This window comes from Ignavibacteriales bacterium (assembly GCA_026390575.1).
Lineage (GTDB): Bacteria > Bacteroidota > Ignavibacteria > UBA10030 > UBA10030 > Fen-1298.
In genome coordinates, this window is the sequence record JAPLFR010000008.1 from 474,179 (window position 1) to 490,524 (window position 16,346).

Below are 16,346 nucleotides of genomic sequence, written 5' to 3' on the forward strand. Positions count from 1 at the left end.
AATAAAATACTTTCTAAAGAACGGCGTGGTACATCCGGAATATAAAGGTTCTCAAAAATAACTTTCGTTTCCTGCTATTCGAACCAATCCAGTATATCATAAAATTGCAATTGGGATACTTTATTTTGTGTATTATCTAATGCTTCCTTACTGTAATCAACTGTTGTATTACCACCCATAGATAATGATGCGCCTGCACCTGCAAGCATAATTCCGCCAACAATGCTCGCAGTACCAGTTGAGGATATATTTTCAAATGAATTACTTACACCTGCAAAAATAACCAGACCCGTAAATGAAAAATTACCGGCCAGTTTCACATCACCCTTTATCACGAGAATACCACAACCGCTTACACTTCCATTCAAGGTAATTTTCTTTGTTGTATCAGTCCCCGCATCAATGACAGTAATTTTTGGTGCATCGATAGTACCCAATGTAGCGTTGCCGCCTGGTGCATTCGAAAGATTATATGAGTAATCTGCCCATTGCGAATATTGTTGAATATAATCGATCGGGTTTGTTTGAGTTGAATCAACTTTGATTGTTGGATCACCTACTATGCTGCCTGCACCACCACCTGCAGCTGCTACCTTTGTAGAGTCGCCTCCACTTAACACAGCTATTCCCGGCCCATTCCCATCACCGGTTAAAGTAGTTCCGCTTATGTCATGATTAAGACCATCGACATGAGTTTTATTATTCTTGAATGATATTGATTGGAGGGGTGCAGTGATCCCAATAGCTCCATGAGCTTTAGGATAAGGTTGAACAGTCCGACGAAGTCTGATATTCATTGTATAACTTGAATCTGCACACACGCCTGTTGAGGTAATGCTAATCGTATCACCAACGTTAACACCAGTTCGTGCAAACTGAATTGCATAAGAACCACCATTGAATGAACCGCTTCCAGGAGGAAGATACGCTGGGTTTTGCATGTTTTGATCGCAAAAGCGGAGCGTCCGATTAACTCCGACGCGAGCGAGGTTTCTGGCAAAACTATACTTGTAATAACCAGACTGTGACTCGGCAATTCTTGAGTTTGTGCTATTTATATTGACACCAATGATTCCAAACACTGCCCCAAGCATTAACACAAGTATAAGCGCTGAACGTCCCATAAAAACTCCTAAAAGTTTACATTATTAAGATTACGTGGAACAAGTTGCTTTTCCCATGAAATACGGCTCCACAGTTGTGTGGTATCACCTGTAATTGGATCGACCGGCTCAGGACTTTCTACTAAAAACGAAACATCAATGAATCGAATTTTAGCGAGCGACTCTGGTACCGTATAAGGAGTTGAAGTCATTGGACGCAATAAAGAATCGAAGTAACTTATATTAAATTTAGATAATCCGAAGTTTTGTGTTATTGGCGTCCCTCCTTTCTCGCTGCGAAAAAGAGGAAAGTCGCGCGGATTTTTCGTGCCTTTTGTATCTTGCGCTGGTGTACCGATGGAATATTCAACGAGTATTGTATCTATAGGAATTGCGTTAGTAATATCTGCACGGTATTTTATATGTGCGTTATCAGCAACGAAAATCCTTTGACCTTTCACATGGTAACCCATTTTAAGAAAATCGTGCTCAATTTGGCGGGCTAATGCAGTTGCGTTCGTTTGAGTTGAAAACCTAAACGTATTCTGATACATCATCACATTAATATTTGTTTGCTCACGTGCTACTGTGAGCGCTAATATGCCAAATATAATCGCTGCTGCAATATAGTCCATCATGATAGACATACTTCAATATTCTCCTTAAAATCCTCCGATGCACTCACAAATCTTTTACTACTGCTGAAAAAATCTCCGATACACCCACAAATCTTTTAATACTACTGGAATAACAGGTTCGTTTGCAAGCTGCACATTTTTTGCCATGTTGGGATGTGTAACCGTAACAGTTGCTCTTTTCTGGTATGTCCTACTTCCTGAAACATTATCTGGATTGGTTTCGTTGACATATTCTACAACAACATCGATAGTAAAGTCACCTAATATAGAGTCTTTTGCAAAACGCCTATAGTTATTGTAATCATCAAAGTCGTTATACTTAAATTTACTTTTTGATTGGTAGGGGTAAGTATCTGGGAGGGTAATTGATTCTCCAGCTTCCGGTCCCAATGTACTCGAAAGACTATTAGCATCGAATATCCTATTCCCATTTATTGTAACCTGATCAAACTCCTTATTGAGCATTTCATCAAGCAGTGACTGGCCAAGTGAAAGCGCATTCAGATTCACCTCCATCTCAAGACCGAGATTAGAAGACATAAGCATTGTTCTATTGATCGATAAGGTCAACGATGCAAGTAAAACGAATGCAAGTATAACAAACATCGTCTGTCCACTATTCATACTTCATCCTCTATATTATCAGTGGCAAATATTTCATATCTATTTACATTCTTTTTTTCTTTCTGGGAGTCTAGAGTCTAAAGAAAGAAATAATCACACTTCATATTTTCCTTTTACACCGATTGAGTGTACAAAAGCTCCTTGCCAAAATCAAGGGCTGCAACCCGGTTAATACAAAATCAGATATATCCTATTTCATAATCCAAAAATATTTAATGAGCAAATAAGCATCCTCACAACAATCTGCGAATTACTTTTTTTCATCGTTCAAAAGGCGGCTAAGCTATGCCTTTGATAAATCACTTCATGTGACTACTTCAATATGTCGTCAAACTTTTAATCTTTCAGTGATATATGTCACCGAATAGCTCATCTTGAATATGATCATATGTATGTCCATGTCATATCAATCAATCTCATTAATTCATACAAATCATGTGCCCGATTTCGATCTGTTAATATCAATCAGAATTATCCTATATCGCATTATTCCACCACCCTCAGGTAAGAATAACGTAGAATTTGCTATACAACACCCAGTCTTTTTTACCATCAGTTCAATGGGACTTAAAAGAACAACTTCGGATGCACTTTTCATTTTGTGAGAAATATGCGATAAATCGATTTGGGATTGAAGATGAAGGATTCGAGAATGGAGTTAAGATGATATGAGGAAGTTCGGTTTTCTGCATACACCGAACTTCCCTGAACTGTACGTGCTACACTAATTCACTTTCCGAAAAGAAGAAGGCAACTTCAATTTTTCCGTTTTCGGGCGAGTCAGAACCATGCACGATATTCTCGCCTTTGTTGTCCGCAAATAATTTACGGATAGTTCCTTCCGCAGCATCTTTCGGATCAGTTGCACCAATAAGCATCCGATAATCTGCCACTGCATTTTCTTTTTCTAACGCAATAGGAACGCAGAGACCGCTGGTCATAAATTCTATGAGGCCTGAATAGAACGGTCGACCTTTATGAACGGCATAAAAAGCGCCGGCAGCTTCTTTTGTCAACCGTATTTGTTTGAAACCAAGAATTTTAAAACCTGCCTTTTGAATACGTGCGAGAACTTCACCTTGAAGATTCTTACGAATACAATCTGGTTTTAGTATTGCTAATGTACGTTCTACTTCCATCTCGTGCGGTACTCCTTCTTCATTGATAAGTATTGTAATAAATAGTAACTATTCAGCAAATAGATAGAAAATATTCGACCACCCCATCCCGATGAATGTCATTCATCGGGACAGAAGGGTCGAAGAAAAACACAATCGCTGAGTAATTACATTAAATCTGTTTCATTTTCATTTTCGTTGCGCTGATGTGCGTTTGATATTCTTCTTAAGACTTTTCCCCTTTGCTTTTTGCTTTTTCACTTTTACACTTTTCTTTTTTACTTTAGCTGAATTTACTTTCTTCAACACCTTCGCAATCGCATCGCCAATGACCGCCGGGCTTTCAACAACAATGATGCCTGCTTTGCGCATTGCTTGCATTTTTTCCTCAGCTGTCCCTTTTCCTCCCGAAATAATGGCACCTGCATGTCCCATCCGTCGACCCGGCGGTGCAGTTTGCCCTGCAATAAATCCAACAACAGGCTTCGTTACGTGCTTTTTTATATATTCCGCTGCTTCTTCTTCTGCCGTTCCGCCTATCTCTCCGATCATAACTATCGCATCTGTCTTCTTGTCTTCGTTGAAAAGTTTTATGATATCTATAAAACGCGAGCCGATGATCGGATCACCACCGATACCTACGCACGTCGATTGTCCAATACCATTTCGCGTAAGCTGCGAGACAGCTTCATATGTTAATGTTCCACTCCTTGAAACTACTCCGACATGCCCCGGTTTATGGATGAAGCCCGGCATAATTCCAATTTTTGCAACTCCCGGAGTAATCACACCCGGACAATTTGGTCCGATAAGCCGTACACCTTTTTTTGTAACATACGCGTATGCCTTCACCATATCACTGGTCGGAATACCTTCTGTAATTGCAACGATGAGTGCTACCCCGGCGTCAGCTGATTCCAGTATTGCATCGGCTGCAAATGCGGCAGGAACAAAAATGATAGAAACATTTGCCCGCTTCATCTGCACCGCTTCTTTGACGGTATTGAATACCATAACCGGCCTCGGCAGCGGATCTTTCTCATTGCCTTGATAACTCGTGCCGCCTTTTCCGGGAGTAACACCGGCAACGATATTTGTTCCATAGGCCATCATTTTTTTTGTATGGAATGTTCCTTCGCTGCCCGTGATGCCCTGCACAACGAGGCGAGTATTCTTATCAACGAGTATGCTCATAATGATTGATATTCTTCTTTTGTGATAAGTTATTTTAGTGGGCAAGTTCTAAAAAATCTGCAATCCTCAGGATTGTCGGTTCGCCAAACTGCGGACCAAGAATTTGCATCCCAATGGGCAATCCCTGATGATCTTCTCCGCACGGAATACTAATGCCGGGAATACCTGCAAGATTTACCGACGTCGTATAAATATCGGAGAGATACATTTGCAGAGGATCGTCCATTTTATCGCCGGCTTTAAATGATGTACTCGGTGAAGTTGGTGCAATCAAACAATCAACGCGTGTGAACGCTTTATCGAAATCTTCTTTAATCAGCCGGCGAACCTTTTGTCCTTTTCGATAATATGCATCATAATATCCTGCAGAAAGAACGTACGTGCCAAGCATAATACGGCGCTTCACCTCCGTGCCAAACCCCTTACTTCGCGATTTGATATACATTTCAGAAAGATCTGCAGCGTCTTCTGCTCTGAAACCATATCGAGCACCGTCATATCTCGCAAGATTAGACGATGCTTCCGCAGTAGCAAGAATATAGTACGTTGCGATTGTATACTCCGTATACGGCAAACTTATTTCTTCAATCGTTGCACCGTTTGCACGTAACATGTCGATCTTCTTTTCTACTGCTTGACGTATTTCTGTATCCAGAGCGTCTCCAAAATATTCTTTTGGAATTCCAATGCGAACACCTTTCACATCTTTTGTCAATTGTGAAGCATAGTTTGGTACAGGCATCTTTGCCGAAGTTGAATCGTTTGGATCATGACCGGCAATGACGTGGAGGACGCTCGCCGCGTCTCTTGTTGTCAGTGCAAGAGGGCCAATGGAGTCGAAAGACGATGCGAATGCTACAAGTCCATAACGAGAAACGCGTCCATACGTTGGCTTTAAGCCGACCACACCGCAAAATGCTGCCGGCTGGCGAATGGAACCGCCGGTATCAGATCCCAAAGATGTTGTTGACATACCTGCACGCACGGCGACAGCAGAACCGCCGCTTGATCCGCCAGGAACGCGGTCTTCATCCTGCGGAAGCTTCACACGTCCATATGCCGAGTTTTCTGTGGATGAACCCATCGCGAATTCATCCATATTATTTTTGCCAATGATGACGGCATCTGCGTCACGCAAACGCTGAACAACAGTGGCATCATACAATGAGACAAAGTTCTCAAGAATTTTAGAGCCGCATGTCACACGTTCGTCTTTTACGCAAATAAGATCCTTGATCGAAACAACCATCCCCGCCAATGGACCTGCATTTCCATCTCGGAGTTTTTTATCTACTGACTTCGCCTGCTCTATCGCTTTATCGGGAAACACAGCAAGAAGCGCATTCAAATGCTTCTTCTCTTCTATCGTAGCAAGATATTCCTTTGTGATATTTTCACAAGTCGTAGTTCCTGATGCAAGTTCTGTTTGTATGACGTCAAACGATCTCATGAATTTTACTACGCATATTTTTGTTTGTGTGAATACTTAGAATTAAGTACGTAGGTTTATTGTTTCGTTTCGTTCTTCTCGTCAAGTTTCCTTGGTTCCTTCTCAACTTCCGATTGTACATCGCGCGCTGCTTTACGAAACTCGCGTATTCCCTCGCCAAGTCCTTTTGCTATTTCAGGAATTTTCCTTGCGCCGAAGAATACAATAATGACAAGTAAAATAAGTATAATTTCTGGACCGCCTATATTGCCCATACTATCTTTTCCTTCTCTATCAAAAAATGATGTTTGATTTCAGCCAACATCTCTGGATGCAAGAATCAACCAATTGGTTTGTTATCGTTCTTCTCGTCGAGCTTCTTCACTTCCTTATCGACTTCATCTTGGACATCTTTTGCCGCTTTACGGAATTCACGAATTCCTTGTCCCAGTCCTTTCGCTAATTCCGGCAGTTTTTTTGCACCGAAGAAAACCAAAATGACGAGTAGAATAAGAAACAATTCGCTGCCACCTATATTTCCAAACATGATAAGACTCCTTATTTAAACAAGTTGATACACAAAACTTTGGATTATCGATTCAAATATTTTTCTACCATCCGCATGCTTCAGAACAGGGTCGGAAGCTCGTTCGGGATGCGGCATCATTCCCAAAACATTTCCGGTTTCGTTGATAATGCCGGCAATACTATTAATCGAACCATTGGGATTTGCCTCGTCGGTGATGTGACCCGATCTATCACAGTAACGAAACACCACTTGTTGATTATCTTCTATTCGTTTCAGTGTTTCAGGATCGGTAAAGTAATTTCCTTCACCATGTGCAATCGGAATTTCAAGAACATCACCCGATGCGCATGTGTTTGTGAACTTCGTGTTTGCATTCTCAACTCGAAGATGCAGGTACTTGCATATGAAAAGTAACGATTTATTCCGCAGCAGCACTCCAGGCAATAATCCGGCTTCAGTCAGAACTTGAAAACCATTACAGATACCGATCACCAGTCCACCGTTGTTTGCAAACCTGACAACATCTTTCATCACAGGTGAGAAACGCGCGATCGCCCCGCACCGAAGATAATCTCCGTACGAAAATCCTCCTGGAAGAATGACGACATCCGCATCGCCGATTGATGCCTCTTTGTGCCAGATGAGGCGAGCATCCTGTTCCATGATTGTCTCTGCCACATAATGCGCATCGTGATCACAATTTGATCCGGGGAAAACAACGACACCAATTTTTACTTTTGCCATGGTGTTTTTCCGCTTACTCGTTCATCAGTTCTGTTGTGAAAGAAAAACTTTCCATAACCAGATTTGCCAAAAGTTTTTCGGATATTTGCTTCGTCATGCGTTCCGCTTCTCCATGCGAATCCGTATCGATGTCCATTTCAATGTACTTGCCAATCCGGACATTACCGACAGATTCAAAGCCAAGAGAATGAATGCCCTGCTCCACAGCTTTTCCTTGCGGGTCAAGAATAGATTTTTTTAACGTCACAAATACTTTTGAATGGAACACGGTCATCTCCTATATATCAATACTTGAGAGTTTCCCTGCTTTGACAGGTTCATTCTCTGTTTTTATAAATTTTAGTTTTACCCATACGACTGCTGCTCTGATGAATCCGAAAATAACATACAGCATGAGCATTTGGAAAAGATAGTTTTTTTCTAAAAACAATTCTGATAATACAACAACAAGGAGTGCGAAGAAAATGACACCAAACTTCCATGGATGTGATTTCAGTTGAAGCTTCGAGATTTTTGGCATCGTGTCATACTTCACATGGCTTACCATCAAGAGAGAGAGAATAACGACAAGAGCGGTCAGTTCAGCACCCGCCATACCGTCGATGGTGATATTCTCTCTACCAAATTGAAGAATGAAAGCACACACGGTTATTGCCTGCATCGGTATTGGAAGTCCATTGAAATAATCTTTATCGAAACCGATAAGCTGTACGTTGAACCGCGCCAATCGAATTGCACCAAGGATAACAGGCAGCGCTGCAATAAGAATCCCCCAGGGTTCTAACGTACGAAGATACACCTGATAGACGATGAACGATGGTGCTGCACCAAAAGAGACCACATCTGCGAGAGAATCGAGCTCAACACCGAATTGACTTGATGAGCGCGTTATCCTCGCCATGGCGCCATCGAGCGAATCAAAAACAGCAGCAAGAATAATAACCCATGCTGCGACGTTAAATTGCCCCTGACTTGCAAAGATCATGGAAAGAAAACCACAAAAGATGTTCAGCGTAGTAAAGATACTTGGAACAACTGTCCGAGTAATTTTCATGTATATTATTTCTCCAGTCTCATCTTTGGATACTCACCCAAGATGGTCTCACCAGCAATAGTGACATCACCAGTCTTTGTTCTTAGATCGACAGATAATGGTAACAACACATCTACACGGGAGCCAAACTTGATCATCCCGAACCGCTCTCCAGCAATAACTGTGTCACTTAATTTCAACGGACACACAATTCGGCGCGCAACGAATCCGGCAATCTGCTTCAACATCACTTTCCCATGTGCACTTTCAAGTCCCACGATCATTTGTTCGTTTTTTTCCGATGCTTTATCTTCGAACGCGGCGAAGTATTCCCCCTTGACGTACCTCGTATACTTTACAGTACCTGAGACCGGATTGCGATTCACGTGAACATTGAGCGGCGACATAAATATACTGACTTGCCAAACATCCGAATGGAAGAATTCATTATCAAATACTTTTTTGACAACAACAATTTTTCCGTCAGCGGGCGCTATAATAAGATTTTCACCGTTTGGCGTTCTACGTTCCGGATCTCGAAAAAAATTCGTAACGAACGCAAGAACTGCAAGCGATACCACGATGAGAGAATAACGATACGACTTCGGCTCAACAAAAAGAAGCGCGAGTAAAATGGTAACAACACATACAGCGGCAATCGTAAAAAAAACATCGTATCCGTATTTTGTAATCATAAAATTCTTAGACCTGCCCTGCTGCATGATAGGAACTGCGCACCAATGGCCCCGATTCTATATGCCGAAATCCCATCCTCAATCCTTCTTCCTTCAACATCGTAAATTCATCCGGATGCACATACCGGTCAATTGGCAGATGTTCCTTCGTTGGCTGGAGATACTGTCCCAGCGTGAGGATGTCACATCCCACAGCATGGGCATCTTTTATCACTTCTAAAATTTCTTCCGTGCGTTCCCCGATACCAAGCATGAGTCCTGTTTTCGTTACAAATCCTTTTTGTTTTGCTCGTCTTAGTACTTCCAGCGATTGTTGATAATTTGCTTGTGGTCTCACTGTCCTATACAATCGCGGTACTGTTTCCAAATTATGATTGAGAATATCCGGTATTGAAGCAAGCACGATGTCGAGTGCTTCTTCGCTGCCTTTGAAATCAGGAATCAATACTTCTATTTTACAGTTCGGAACACGTTCGTGTATCAACCGAACTGTTTCAGCAAATATCGGTGCACCGCCATCCTTTCGCTCATCACGGTTGACAGAAGTAATAACTGCATGCCGAATTTTCATGAGTTCGACTGCTTCTACAACGCGGCGCGGTTCATCCCAGTCCAATCCATAGTCCGGACGGCCGGTCTTCACTGCACAGAACCCGCATGACCGAGTACAAATATCGCCAAGAATCATGAAAGTTGCAGTACCTAAATTCCAGCATTCTCCCATATTCGGACAACGTGCCTCTTCACAGACTGTATGGAGCTTATGGGAACGCATGATACCTTCGAGGCGGGCATATTCCGTTCCACCTGGAATTTTCGCCTTGAGCCACTCAGGTCGGTGCTGCCGCGCAGGTGCTGCTTTGTTTTCCATTATTTCATGAACATCCGTTGCCATTATTACACCAATGGAAAGTCAAAATGCTCTAGATTCCATTTTACACGATATAAAAATTGCCCGCCAAGTGAACCGTCAATAATCCGATGATCAAATGTAAGCGTCAAGTATACCATCGAACGTATGTCGATCGATTCGTTGCCTGAATCATCGCTTACGATGACCGGCCGTTTCTTCACTGCACCGACTCCAAGGATTGCCGCTTGAGGCTGGTTGATAATCGGTGTTCCGATGATACTCCCGAAAATACCATAGTTTGTTATGGAGAATGTTCCGTTGACGATATCATCAGGCAACAATTTTTTAGCACGTGCACGGACAGCTACATCGGTCACTGCCCGCGCTAAACTGATAAAGTCCATTTCTCCAGCATTGCGTACCACTGGAACTATCAATCCGTTCGGTGCAGCAACGGCAATACCAAGATTGATAAAGTTTTTATAAATAATCACATCGCCTTCAAGAGAGCTGTTGACGATGGATAATTCCTTCAGTGCGCTCACTACCGCATAAGCAAAGAAAGGCGTATATGTCAAATTAAAGCCTGCCTGTCTTTCAAACTGTTCTAATATACTCAAACGAAAGTTCACAATCGATGTTAAATCCACTTCATCGATAATGGACACATGAGGAGAAGTGGATACACTCCGTACCATGTGTTCTGCCATCTTTTTCTGGATATTGTCCATCCGGACGAGGCGATAATTTGGTTCTGGATATTTTTTATTCAATTCTGAAATATCAACGGTGTGAATGCCATAGGTCTTTGCGTTGTCAGGACGATGCTTAAGATAATTTAAAATATCATGCTTTGTCACCCGGCCATTGGTACCTGAACCTGCAATTTTATCGAGCTCGCTTTGTTCAACTCCTTCCTTCTTAGCAATCATCCTTACTAAGGGAGAATAGAATCGATGCCTATCTTGCTTTTGACTATGAGCAAATGAAGAAGCATTTGATTGGGACACACCAGGTTCTTCTGAATGCTCCTTTGCAGGAATTTTCTTATCAGTGTGATGAGTTAATTCTACGCCGGCAGAGAGATCTGTCTCAATATATGCGATAACTGTCCCGACAGGGACTGTTTGCTGTTCCTCCACAAGAATCTTTGTGAGAATACCTTGTGTTGGTGATGGTATTTCAGAGTCGACCTTATCTGTGCTGATTTCGAGAATCGTTTCATCTTTCTCGATTCTCTCACCTACCTTCTTTACCCAACGGATGATCGTTCCTTCAAAAATACTTTCGCCCATTTTCGGCATGATGATTTCAACTCGCATTGGTCTCTTTCTTAATAACGAGCAAGCCGTTCAAGAGCAGCAAGTATTTTTTGTTTGTTCGGCAGCACAGCATCTTCAAGCGGAGGGCTATAAGGAATCGGAGTATCGAGTGCAGCAATTCGTACAACAGGTGCATCGAGATATTCAAAACAATTCGTAGATATAAGAGCCGCAATCTCTGCTCCAAAACCGCCTGTCAAAGTATCTTCATGGATCACCGCAACTTTATTCGTTTTCTTTACCGATTGGTAAATCGTTTCTTCATCCAGTGGATTCAGTGTACGCAGATCAATCACTTCTACACTCACACCGTTTGACTCTATCGCTCGCGCAGCTTCTAATGATTGCTGGACCATTGCTCCATACGTGATGATTGTAATATCTTTTCCTTCACGTCTTACAGCTGCTACGCCGAACGGCAGCATATAGTCTGCATCGGGTTCGGGAGTTGAAGCGTATCCCTGCCTGTACAATGCTTTATGCTCCATAAAAATCACCGGATCATCTCCACGAATTGAGGATTTCAATAGTCCTTTTGCATCTGCGGCTGTCGATGGAAAAGCCAGACGAATTCCAGGAATGTGCGCCATGAAGGCTTCAATGCTCTGGCTGTGATACAGTCCGCCGTGAATATATCCACCAATCGGAACCCGGATGACCAAGGGGCAAGACCAAGTACCGTTTGAACGATAACGCATCATCGATAGTTCATTTCTTATCTGCATGAACGCAGGCCAGATATAATCCCCAAATTGAATTTCTGTGACTGGAGTCCACCCTTTTAATGCCATACCAATTGCTGCACCGACAATACTCGCTTCTGCTAACTGTGAGTTGAATGTCCGATCGCTTCCATACTTTGTCAGCAATCCTTTGGTGGCAGTGAAGACGCCGCCTTTTCCATCGGCAATATCTTCGCCAAAGGTAACCATTTTTGGATTGATTCCCATTTCTTCATCCAAAGCATGGTTGATGGCATCTATCATAACAATTTTGCTTCGCGTGTGAGTCGGTTCAACAAATTCCTTTGGCGGATTCGCGTGAGAGATGCCATAGAGATGGTTCATAACCGTTGAAGGATCCGGAAGCGATTGGCTTTCCGCCCACTCTGCAACATCGTCGACCGTACGTTTCACTTCTTCCTTCATCTCATCTGCTTCGTCCTCAAGTAAATATCCTTGTTCAAGCAGTAAGTGAGCCAATCGTGGAATTGGATCGCGCCGGCGGTCCAGCTCTATGTCTTCTGCTGTGCGGTATTTGCGATGATCATCTGACGATGAATGCGGCAGAAGGCGAACGACATGTGCATGGATCAGCGACGGCCCTTTGTGTTCTCGAGCATGCTGGACAGCTTTTTGCATCGTCACGTATGTTTCTACAATATCAGTTCCATCACATTGAAAACGCTCAAGCCCTTTAAAACCCTTGGCTACTTCGTAAATCGAACCACCGGCGGTTTGAGCAGTCACAGGGACCGAAATTGCTAATTTATTGTCTTGAATAAAAAAAATCACAGGCAACGCTTCGCGTGCTGCCCAGTTCAATGCTTCGTAAAATTCTCCTTCACTTGTCGCTCCTTCTCCGGAAGAAACATAGACCACTTCATCCAATTTTTCTCTCTTCACGGCAAGCGCGACTCCAACAGCTTGAAGGAATTGTGTCCCCGTGGGACTGGATTGCGCAATAATACGGAGCTGTTTCATTCCAAAATGCCCAGGCATTTGTCGAGCTCCGCTTGTCGGGTCGTTCTCACGATGTAATGCTGCGAGGAAAATATCTTGAGGCGTCATTCCATATTTTAGAACAAAAGCCTGATCACGATAATAGGGAAAAGCCCAGTCGTACCCTGGCCGCAAGGCAGCTGCTGCCGCAATCTGCGCCGCTTCATGTCCTGATCCGCCAATATGGAAAAATGATTTCCCTTGTTTCAGGATCATGAGCTGCTTATCATCCATCCGGCGGGAAAGAAGCATGATTCGATACGCTTGAATCAAATCCTCTTTTGACAATCCAAGTGCGCGTACATCACTTGTTTCTATAGCGTGCGTTGCACCTCTCACGTTTCGCGAGGCTCCTTATAAGTTATGAATAACCATGACCGTTGATCTTTCAATCCGTTACAATACTCTTAGATAATTCGTCCGCTCTTTGTTGTTGTGTCGTATCTGTAATTATGCTCGCATCCAATTTATCTTTTTCTATCCAATGGGGTTTGCATCCAAATACATCCGCAAAAGATTCAACGATCGCCTTTTGGACAGAGTCGATGGGAACTTCTTGCCCCAGCGTTCGCTGCATCGATGTCACTCCTTTATGAAAGATGCCGCATGGAATAATCCGATCGAACTTCGATAAATCTGTATCCACGTTGAGCGCAAATCCATGCATTGTTACCCAGCGGCTCACCTTCACACCGATGGCGGCTATCTTTTCTTCTTTCACCCACACACCCGTCATATCCTTCTCACGCCCGGCCAAGATTCCAAATACAGCCAGCGTTTTAATAATTACTTCTTCCAAGCTCCGCAAGTAGCGGTGAATATCCAAAAAGTAATTATTGAGGTCAATGATGGGATAGCCAACGAGTTGTCCAGGACCGTGATATGTGATATCGCCGCCGCGGTCGACATGGAAAACGTCCGTGCTGGAGATTTTCAGTTCTACTTCTGTCGCAAGAAGATGATTGTCATCGGTCGATTTGCCGAGTGTATAGACATGTTCATGCTCGGTGAGAAGCAGTATATCTTGAATTGCCTCTGTATGCCGTAGTGTCCATAGTTCTTGTTGAAGCGTCCACGCATCTGCGTATCGTGTGCGTCCAATGTTAGAGACAAGAAGCGGGATCAATATATTTCTCTTATCATATTTTTAAATATGAATCGCAACATCAAATGCCTGTCCGGCCGCTTCCATCACTGCTTCTGATAATGTCGGATGCGCATGCATCGTGTGGTTTAGCTCTTCCCATGTTGTCTCAAGCGCTTTGGCAATCCCGAGTTCTGCAATCATTTCTGTTGCCTCCGAGCCAATGATGTGCGCACCAAGCAGCTCACCGAATTTTTCATCGAAAACCAGTTTTACAATTCCCTCCGTTTCACCAATCGCCATCGCTTTACCGAGAGGACGGAATGGAAAACGTCCAACTTTCACTTTGTATCCCTTTGCAATTGCTGCATCTTCTGTTAATCCAACACTTGCAACTTGCGGCTGGCAATAGGTACAGCTTGGAATATTTGTTTTGTCAATACCGTGCTTCGCTTTTCCTGCAATGTGATCTGCCGATACGATGCCTTCATGCGAGGCAACGTGCGCAAGCAATGGCGGCCCGGCAACATCACCGACTGCATAAATTCCGTCTATATTCGTTTTTCCAAATTCGTTCACTGCAATAAATCCGCGTTCTAACGTAACGCCGAGTGCTTCCAAACCAAGATGATCTACGTTCGCTTGAACACCAACCGCCATTAACGCTACATCTGCAACTACGTCTTTCTTTCCATCTTTGTCTAAAACCGTCACTGTAACACTATCACCGATTTTCACACCTTCAACCTTTGTGTTTGCGAGAATATCAATACCGGATTTCTTCAAGCTTGCATCAAGAATTTTAGTGATCTCTTTATCTTCCATCGGCAGAATGGACGGCAGCATTTCAATAATTGTCACCTTTGTGCCAAACGAGTTATAGAAGTAAGCAAATTCAACGCCTATGGCGCCGCCGCCAATAATAATCATCGACTTCGGCTGCTCCGATAGTGTCATTGCTTCGGAACTTGTCATAATCTTTTTCCGGTCGATTGTAACGCCTGGTATAGAGCGCGGTCTGCCGCCGGTTGCAATAATAATATTCTTCGTTTTGATCGTATCTGTGACTTTATTCTCTATTGTCACTTCGATTGAATTTTTTCCGGTTAGTTTCGCAGTTCCAGAAACAATTTCAATTTTATTTTTCCTCATCAGGTACTCGACACCTTTAGAAACGCGGTCAGCCACACCGCGGCTTCGAGCAATAATTTTAGAGAAATCGTAAGATAATCCCGTGTGAGATATCCCGAACTCCTGCGACTTTTTAAAAGCATTATACAGTTCCGCACTCTTCAGCAGTGCTTTCGAAGGAATGCATCCCCAGTTGAGGCAAACACCGCCGAGCTTTTCCCGTTCTATCAAGCCGACCTTCATGCCTAATTGTGCGGCACGAATCGCAGCAACATATCCGCCAGGACCCCCGCCAATCACCGTCACATCATATTGTCGTTCTGCCATAGGAAATCTTTCACATGAGGAATTATGACTATGTATTCATAATATAGCCAGAAGTGTTCCGAAAGGCAAAACAGCCGATCGCTTCCTTTGATCTCGTTCTCTAAAACGATGAACAACGGCATCAAGTTCCCATTCGCCGAACGATAATTTTTGCATTCATCACGAGATCCCCGCTCAGTGTATGCAAACGAATAGGCCGACAACGAACAGGCATGTACCGACTTTGACCCCCCAAAAAAACATTTCATCGTCAAAATGAGATTAAATAGTTCTCATCATATAATTTCGATTTCCGATTGATTCTTTTTTACTTTTCAGGTATGTTAAAATAAAAGCGGATGTCTGAAACACCACAACGTATTTCCATAAGCAACCGCAAAGCGCGGCACGAATATTTTATTATCGAAGCATTGGAAGCCGGTATTGTTCTCACCGGCACCGAAGTAAAATCGCTGCGCAAAGGTAATGCAAATCTCCAGGATAGTTATGCGGAATTGCGAAGCGGCGAAGTGTGGTTGGAAGGAATGCATATAAGTCCGTACGAACAAGGGAACATCAATAATCATGATCCCCGCCGCAAACGGAAGCTCCTCTTACAGAGGAAACAAATCCGCAAACTCATTGGCGGAATGAAAGAAAAAGGATTGACACTTATTCCATTGTCGGTATATTTTAAAGGCCCCTACGCGAAAGTCGAGCTGGCGCTGGCGCGCGGCAAGAAAAGTTATGATAAGCGTGATGCAATTGCCAAGCGCGATGCAGAACGTGACATTGCAAGAGCGAGAAGGAGTAGAACGTAAG

General features: G+C 43.2%; 18 protein-coding genes. 1 reads left to right on the forward strand and 17 read right to left on the reverse strand.

The annotated features are described in order from the left end of the window. Positions 1-74 precede the first annotated feature (74 nt). From NTX44_08280 to lpdA, 17 genes are all read right to left on the reverse strand, one after another. The gene (locus NTX44_08280) at positions 75-1,124 is read right to left on the reverse strand and encodes a hypothetical protein (GenBank protein MCX6121601.1); all 1,050 of its coding nucleotides are present in this window, start codon (positions 1,122-1,124) and stop codon (positions 75-77) included. Between the two features lie 8 nt (positions 1,125-1,132). Next, entirely contained in the window at positions 1,133-1,750 is a 618-nt protein-coding gene (locus tag NTX44_08285; protein MCX6121602.1) for a hypothetical protein, read from the reverse strand. Positions 1,751-1,798: 48 nt separating this feature from the next. Then, positions 1,799-2,365 carry a hypothetical protein gene (locus tag NTX44_08290; protein ID MCX6121603.1) on the reverse strand — a complete coding sequence of 189 codons (567 nt, stop codon included), beginning with the start codon at positions 2,363-2,365 and terminating at the stop codon, positions 1,799-1,801. Between the two features lie 719 nt (positions 2,366-3,084). Continuing rightward, positions 3,085-3,504, reverse strand: a complete 420-nt coding sequence (gene ndk, locus NTX44_08295; GenBank protein MCX6121604.1) for a nucleoside-diphosphate kinase — start codon at positions 3,502-3,504, stop codon at positions 3,085-3,087. Positions 3,505-3,672: 168 nt separating this feature from the next. Further along, the gene (gene sucD, locus NTX44_08300; GenBank protein ID MCX6121605.1) at positions 3,673-4,677 is read right to left on the reverse strand and encodes a succinate--CoA ligase subunit alpha; all 1,005 of its coding nucleotides are present in this window, start codon (positions 4,675-4,677) and stop codon (positions 3,673-3,675) included. A gap of 34 nt (positions 4,678-4,711) precedes the next feature. Then, positions 4,712-6,127 carry an Asp-tRNA(Asn)/Glu-tRNA(Gln) amidotransferase subunit GatA gene (gatA, locus tag NTX44_08305; GenBank protein MCX6121606.1) on the reverse strand — a complete coding sequence of 472 codons (1,416 nt, stop codon included), beginning with the start codon at positions 6,125-6,127 and terminating at the stop codon, positions 4,712-4,714. A gap of 56 nt (positions 6,128-6,183) precedes the next feature. After that, positions 6,184-6,381 (reverse strand): twin-arginine translocase TatA/TatE family subunit, encoded by a 198-nt coding sequence (locus NTX44_08310; GenBank protein ID MCX6121607.1) that lies wholly within the window; start codon positions 6,379-6,381, stop codon positions 6,184-6,186. Between the two features lie 65 nt (positions 6,382-6,446). After that, a complete protein-coding gene (locus NTX44_08315) occupies positions 6,447-6,653 on the reverse strand; it encodes a twin-arginine translocase TatA/TatE family subunit (protein ID MCX6121608.1) in 207 nt (68 codons plus the stop codon). A 15-nt stretch (positions 6,654-6,668) separates the two neighbouring features. Then, positions 6,669-7,379, reverse strand: coding sequence for a phosphoribosylformylglycinamidine synthase subunit PurQ (purQ, locus tag NTX44_08320; protein ID MCX6121609.1), 711 nt, complete (start codon positions 7,377-7,379; stop codon positions 6,669-6,671). A gap of 13 nt (positions 7,380-7,392) precedes the next feature. Next, positions 7,393-7,647: a phosphoribosylformylglycinamidine synthase subunit PurS gene (gene purS, locus NTX44_08325; GenBank protein MCX6121610.1), complete on the reverse strand. Its 255-nt coding sequence runs from the start codon at positions 7,645-7,647 to the stop codon at positions 7,393-7,395. A gap of 9 nt (positions 7,648-7,656) precedes the next feature. Next, on the reverse strand, positions 7,657-8,433 hold the full coding sequence (gene pssA / locus NTX44_08330) for a CDP-diacylglycerol--serine O-phosphatidyltransferase (GenBank protein MCX6121611.1): 777 nt from the start codon (positions 8,431-8,433) through the stop codon (positions 7,657-7,659). A gap of 5 nt (positions 8,434-8,438) precedes the next feature. After that, positions 8,439-9,107, reverse strand: a complete 669-nt coding sequence (locus NTX44_08335; protein MCX6121612.1) for a phosphatidylserine decarboxylase family protein — start codon at positions 9,105-9,107, stop codon at positions 8,439-8,441. Positions 9,108-9,114: 7 nt separating this feature from the next. Beyond that, positions 9,115-10,002, reverse strand: a complete 888-nt coding sequence (gene lipA, locus NTX44_08340) for a lipoyl synthase (protein MCX6121613.1) — start codon at positions 10,000-10,002, stop codon at positions 9,115-9,117. Positions 10,003-10,004: 2 nt separating this feature from the next. Continuing rightward, positions 10,005-11,282: a dihydrolipoamide acetyltransferase family protein gene (locus tag NTX44_08345; GenBank protein MCX6121614.1), complete on the reverse strand. Its 1,278-nt coding sequence runs from the start codon at positions 11,280-11,282 to the stop codon at positions 10,005-10,007. An 11-nt stretch (positions 11,283-11,293) separates the two neighbouring features. Further along, complete coding sequence (locus tag NTX44_08350) at positions 11,294-13,342, reverse strand: dehydrogenase E1 component subunit alpha/beta (GenBank protein ID MCX6121615.1); 2,049 nt, start codon at positions 13,340-13,342, stop codon at positions 11,294-11,296. A 49-nt stretch (positions 13,343-13,391) separates the two neighbouring features. Continuing rightward, positions 13,392-14,129, reverse strand: a complete 738-nt coding sequence (gene lipB / locus NTX44_08355; protein ID MCX6121616.1) for a lipoyl(octanoyl) transferase LipB — start codon at positions 14,127-14,129, stop codon at positions 13,392-13,394. A gap of 21 nt (positions 14,130-14,150) precedes the next feature. Further along, the gene (gene lpdA / locus NTX44_08360; GenBank protein MCX6121617.1) at positions 14,151-15,545 is read right to left on the reverse strand and encodes a dihydrolipoyl dehydrogenase; all 1,395 of its coding nucleotides are present in this window, start codon (positions 15,543-15,545) and stop codon (positions 14,151-14,153) included. A gap of 338 nt (positions 15,546-15,883) precedes the next feature. Between lpdA and smpB the strand changes: the two genes are divergently transcribed. Beyond that, a complete protein-coding gene (smpB, locus tag NTX44_08365; protein MCX6121618.1) occupies positions 15,884-16,345 on the forward strand; it encodes an SsrA-binding protein SmpB in 462 nt (153 codons plus the stop codon). The last annotated feature ends 1 nt before the right edge of the window (position 16,346 follow it).

Excerpts from the sequence above, each read along its gene's own strand:
- gatA (MCX6121606.1), bottom strand. The coding sequence starts at position 6,127 with ATGAGATCGTTTGACGTCATACAAACAGAACTTGCATCAGGAACTACG.
- sucD (MCX6121605.1), bottom strand. The coding sequence starts at position 4,677 with ATGAGCATACTCGTTGATAAGAATACTCGCCTCGTTGTGCAGGGCATC.
- purQ (MCX6121609.1), bottom strand. The coding sequence starts at position 7,379 with ATGGCAAAAGTAAAAATTGGTGTCGTTGTTTTCCCCGGATCAAATTGT.
- NTX44_08315 (MCX6121608.1), bottom strand. The coding sequence starts at position 6,653 with ATGTTTGGAAATATAGGTGGCAGCGAATTGTTTCTTATTCTACTCGTC.
- NTX44_08290 (MCX6121603.1), bottom strand. The coding sequence starts at position 2,365 with ATGAATAGTGGACAGACGATGTTTGTTATACTTGCATTCGTTTTACTT.
- ndk (MCX6121604.1), bottom strand. The coding sequence starts at position 3,504 with ATGGAAGTAGAACGTACATTAGCAATACTAAAACCAGATTGTATTCGT.
- smpB (MCX6121618.1), top strand. The coding sequence starts at position 15,884 with ATGTCTGAAACACCACAACGTATTTCCATAAGCAACCGCAAAGCGCGG.
- NTX44_08335 (MCX6121612.1), bottom strand. The coding sequence starts at position 9,107 with ATGATTACAAAATACGGATACGATGTTTTTTTTACGATTGCCGCTGTA.
- NTX44_08310 (MCX6121607.1), bottom strand. The coding sequence starts at position 6,381 with ATGGGCAATATAGGCGGTCCAGAAATTATACTTATTTTACTTGTCATT.
- NTX44_08280 (MCX6121601.1), bottom strand. The coding sequence starts at position 1,124 with ATGGGACGTTCAGCGCTTATACTTGTGTTAATGCTTGGGGCAGTGTTT.
- lipA (MCX6121613.1), bottom strand. The coding sequence starts at position 10,002 with ATGGCAACGGATGTTCATGAAATAATGGAAAACAAAGCAGCACCTGCG.
- NTX44_08285 (MCX6121602.1), bottom strand. The coding sequence starts at position 1,750 with ATGTCTATCATGATGGACTATATTGCAGCAGCGATTATATTTGGCATA.
- lpdA (MCX6121617.1), bottom strand. The coding sequence starts at position 15,545 with ATGGCAGAACGACAATATGATGTGACGGTGATTGGCGGGGGTCCTGGC.
- NTX44_08345 (MCX6121614.1), bottom strand. The coding sequence starts at position 11,282 with ATGCGAGTTGAAATCATCATGCCGAAAATGGGCGAAAGTATTTTTGAA.
- pssA (MCX6121611.1), bottom strand. The coding sequence starts at position 8,433 with ATGAAAATTACTCGGACAGTTGTTCCAAGTATCTTTACTACGCTGAAC.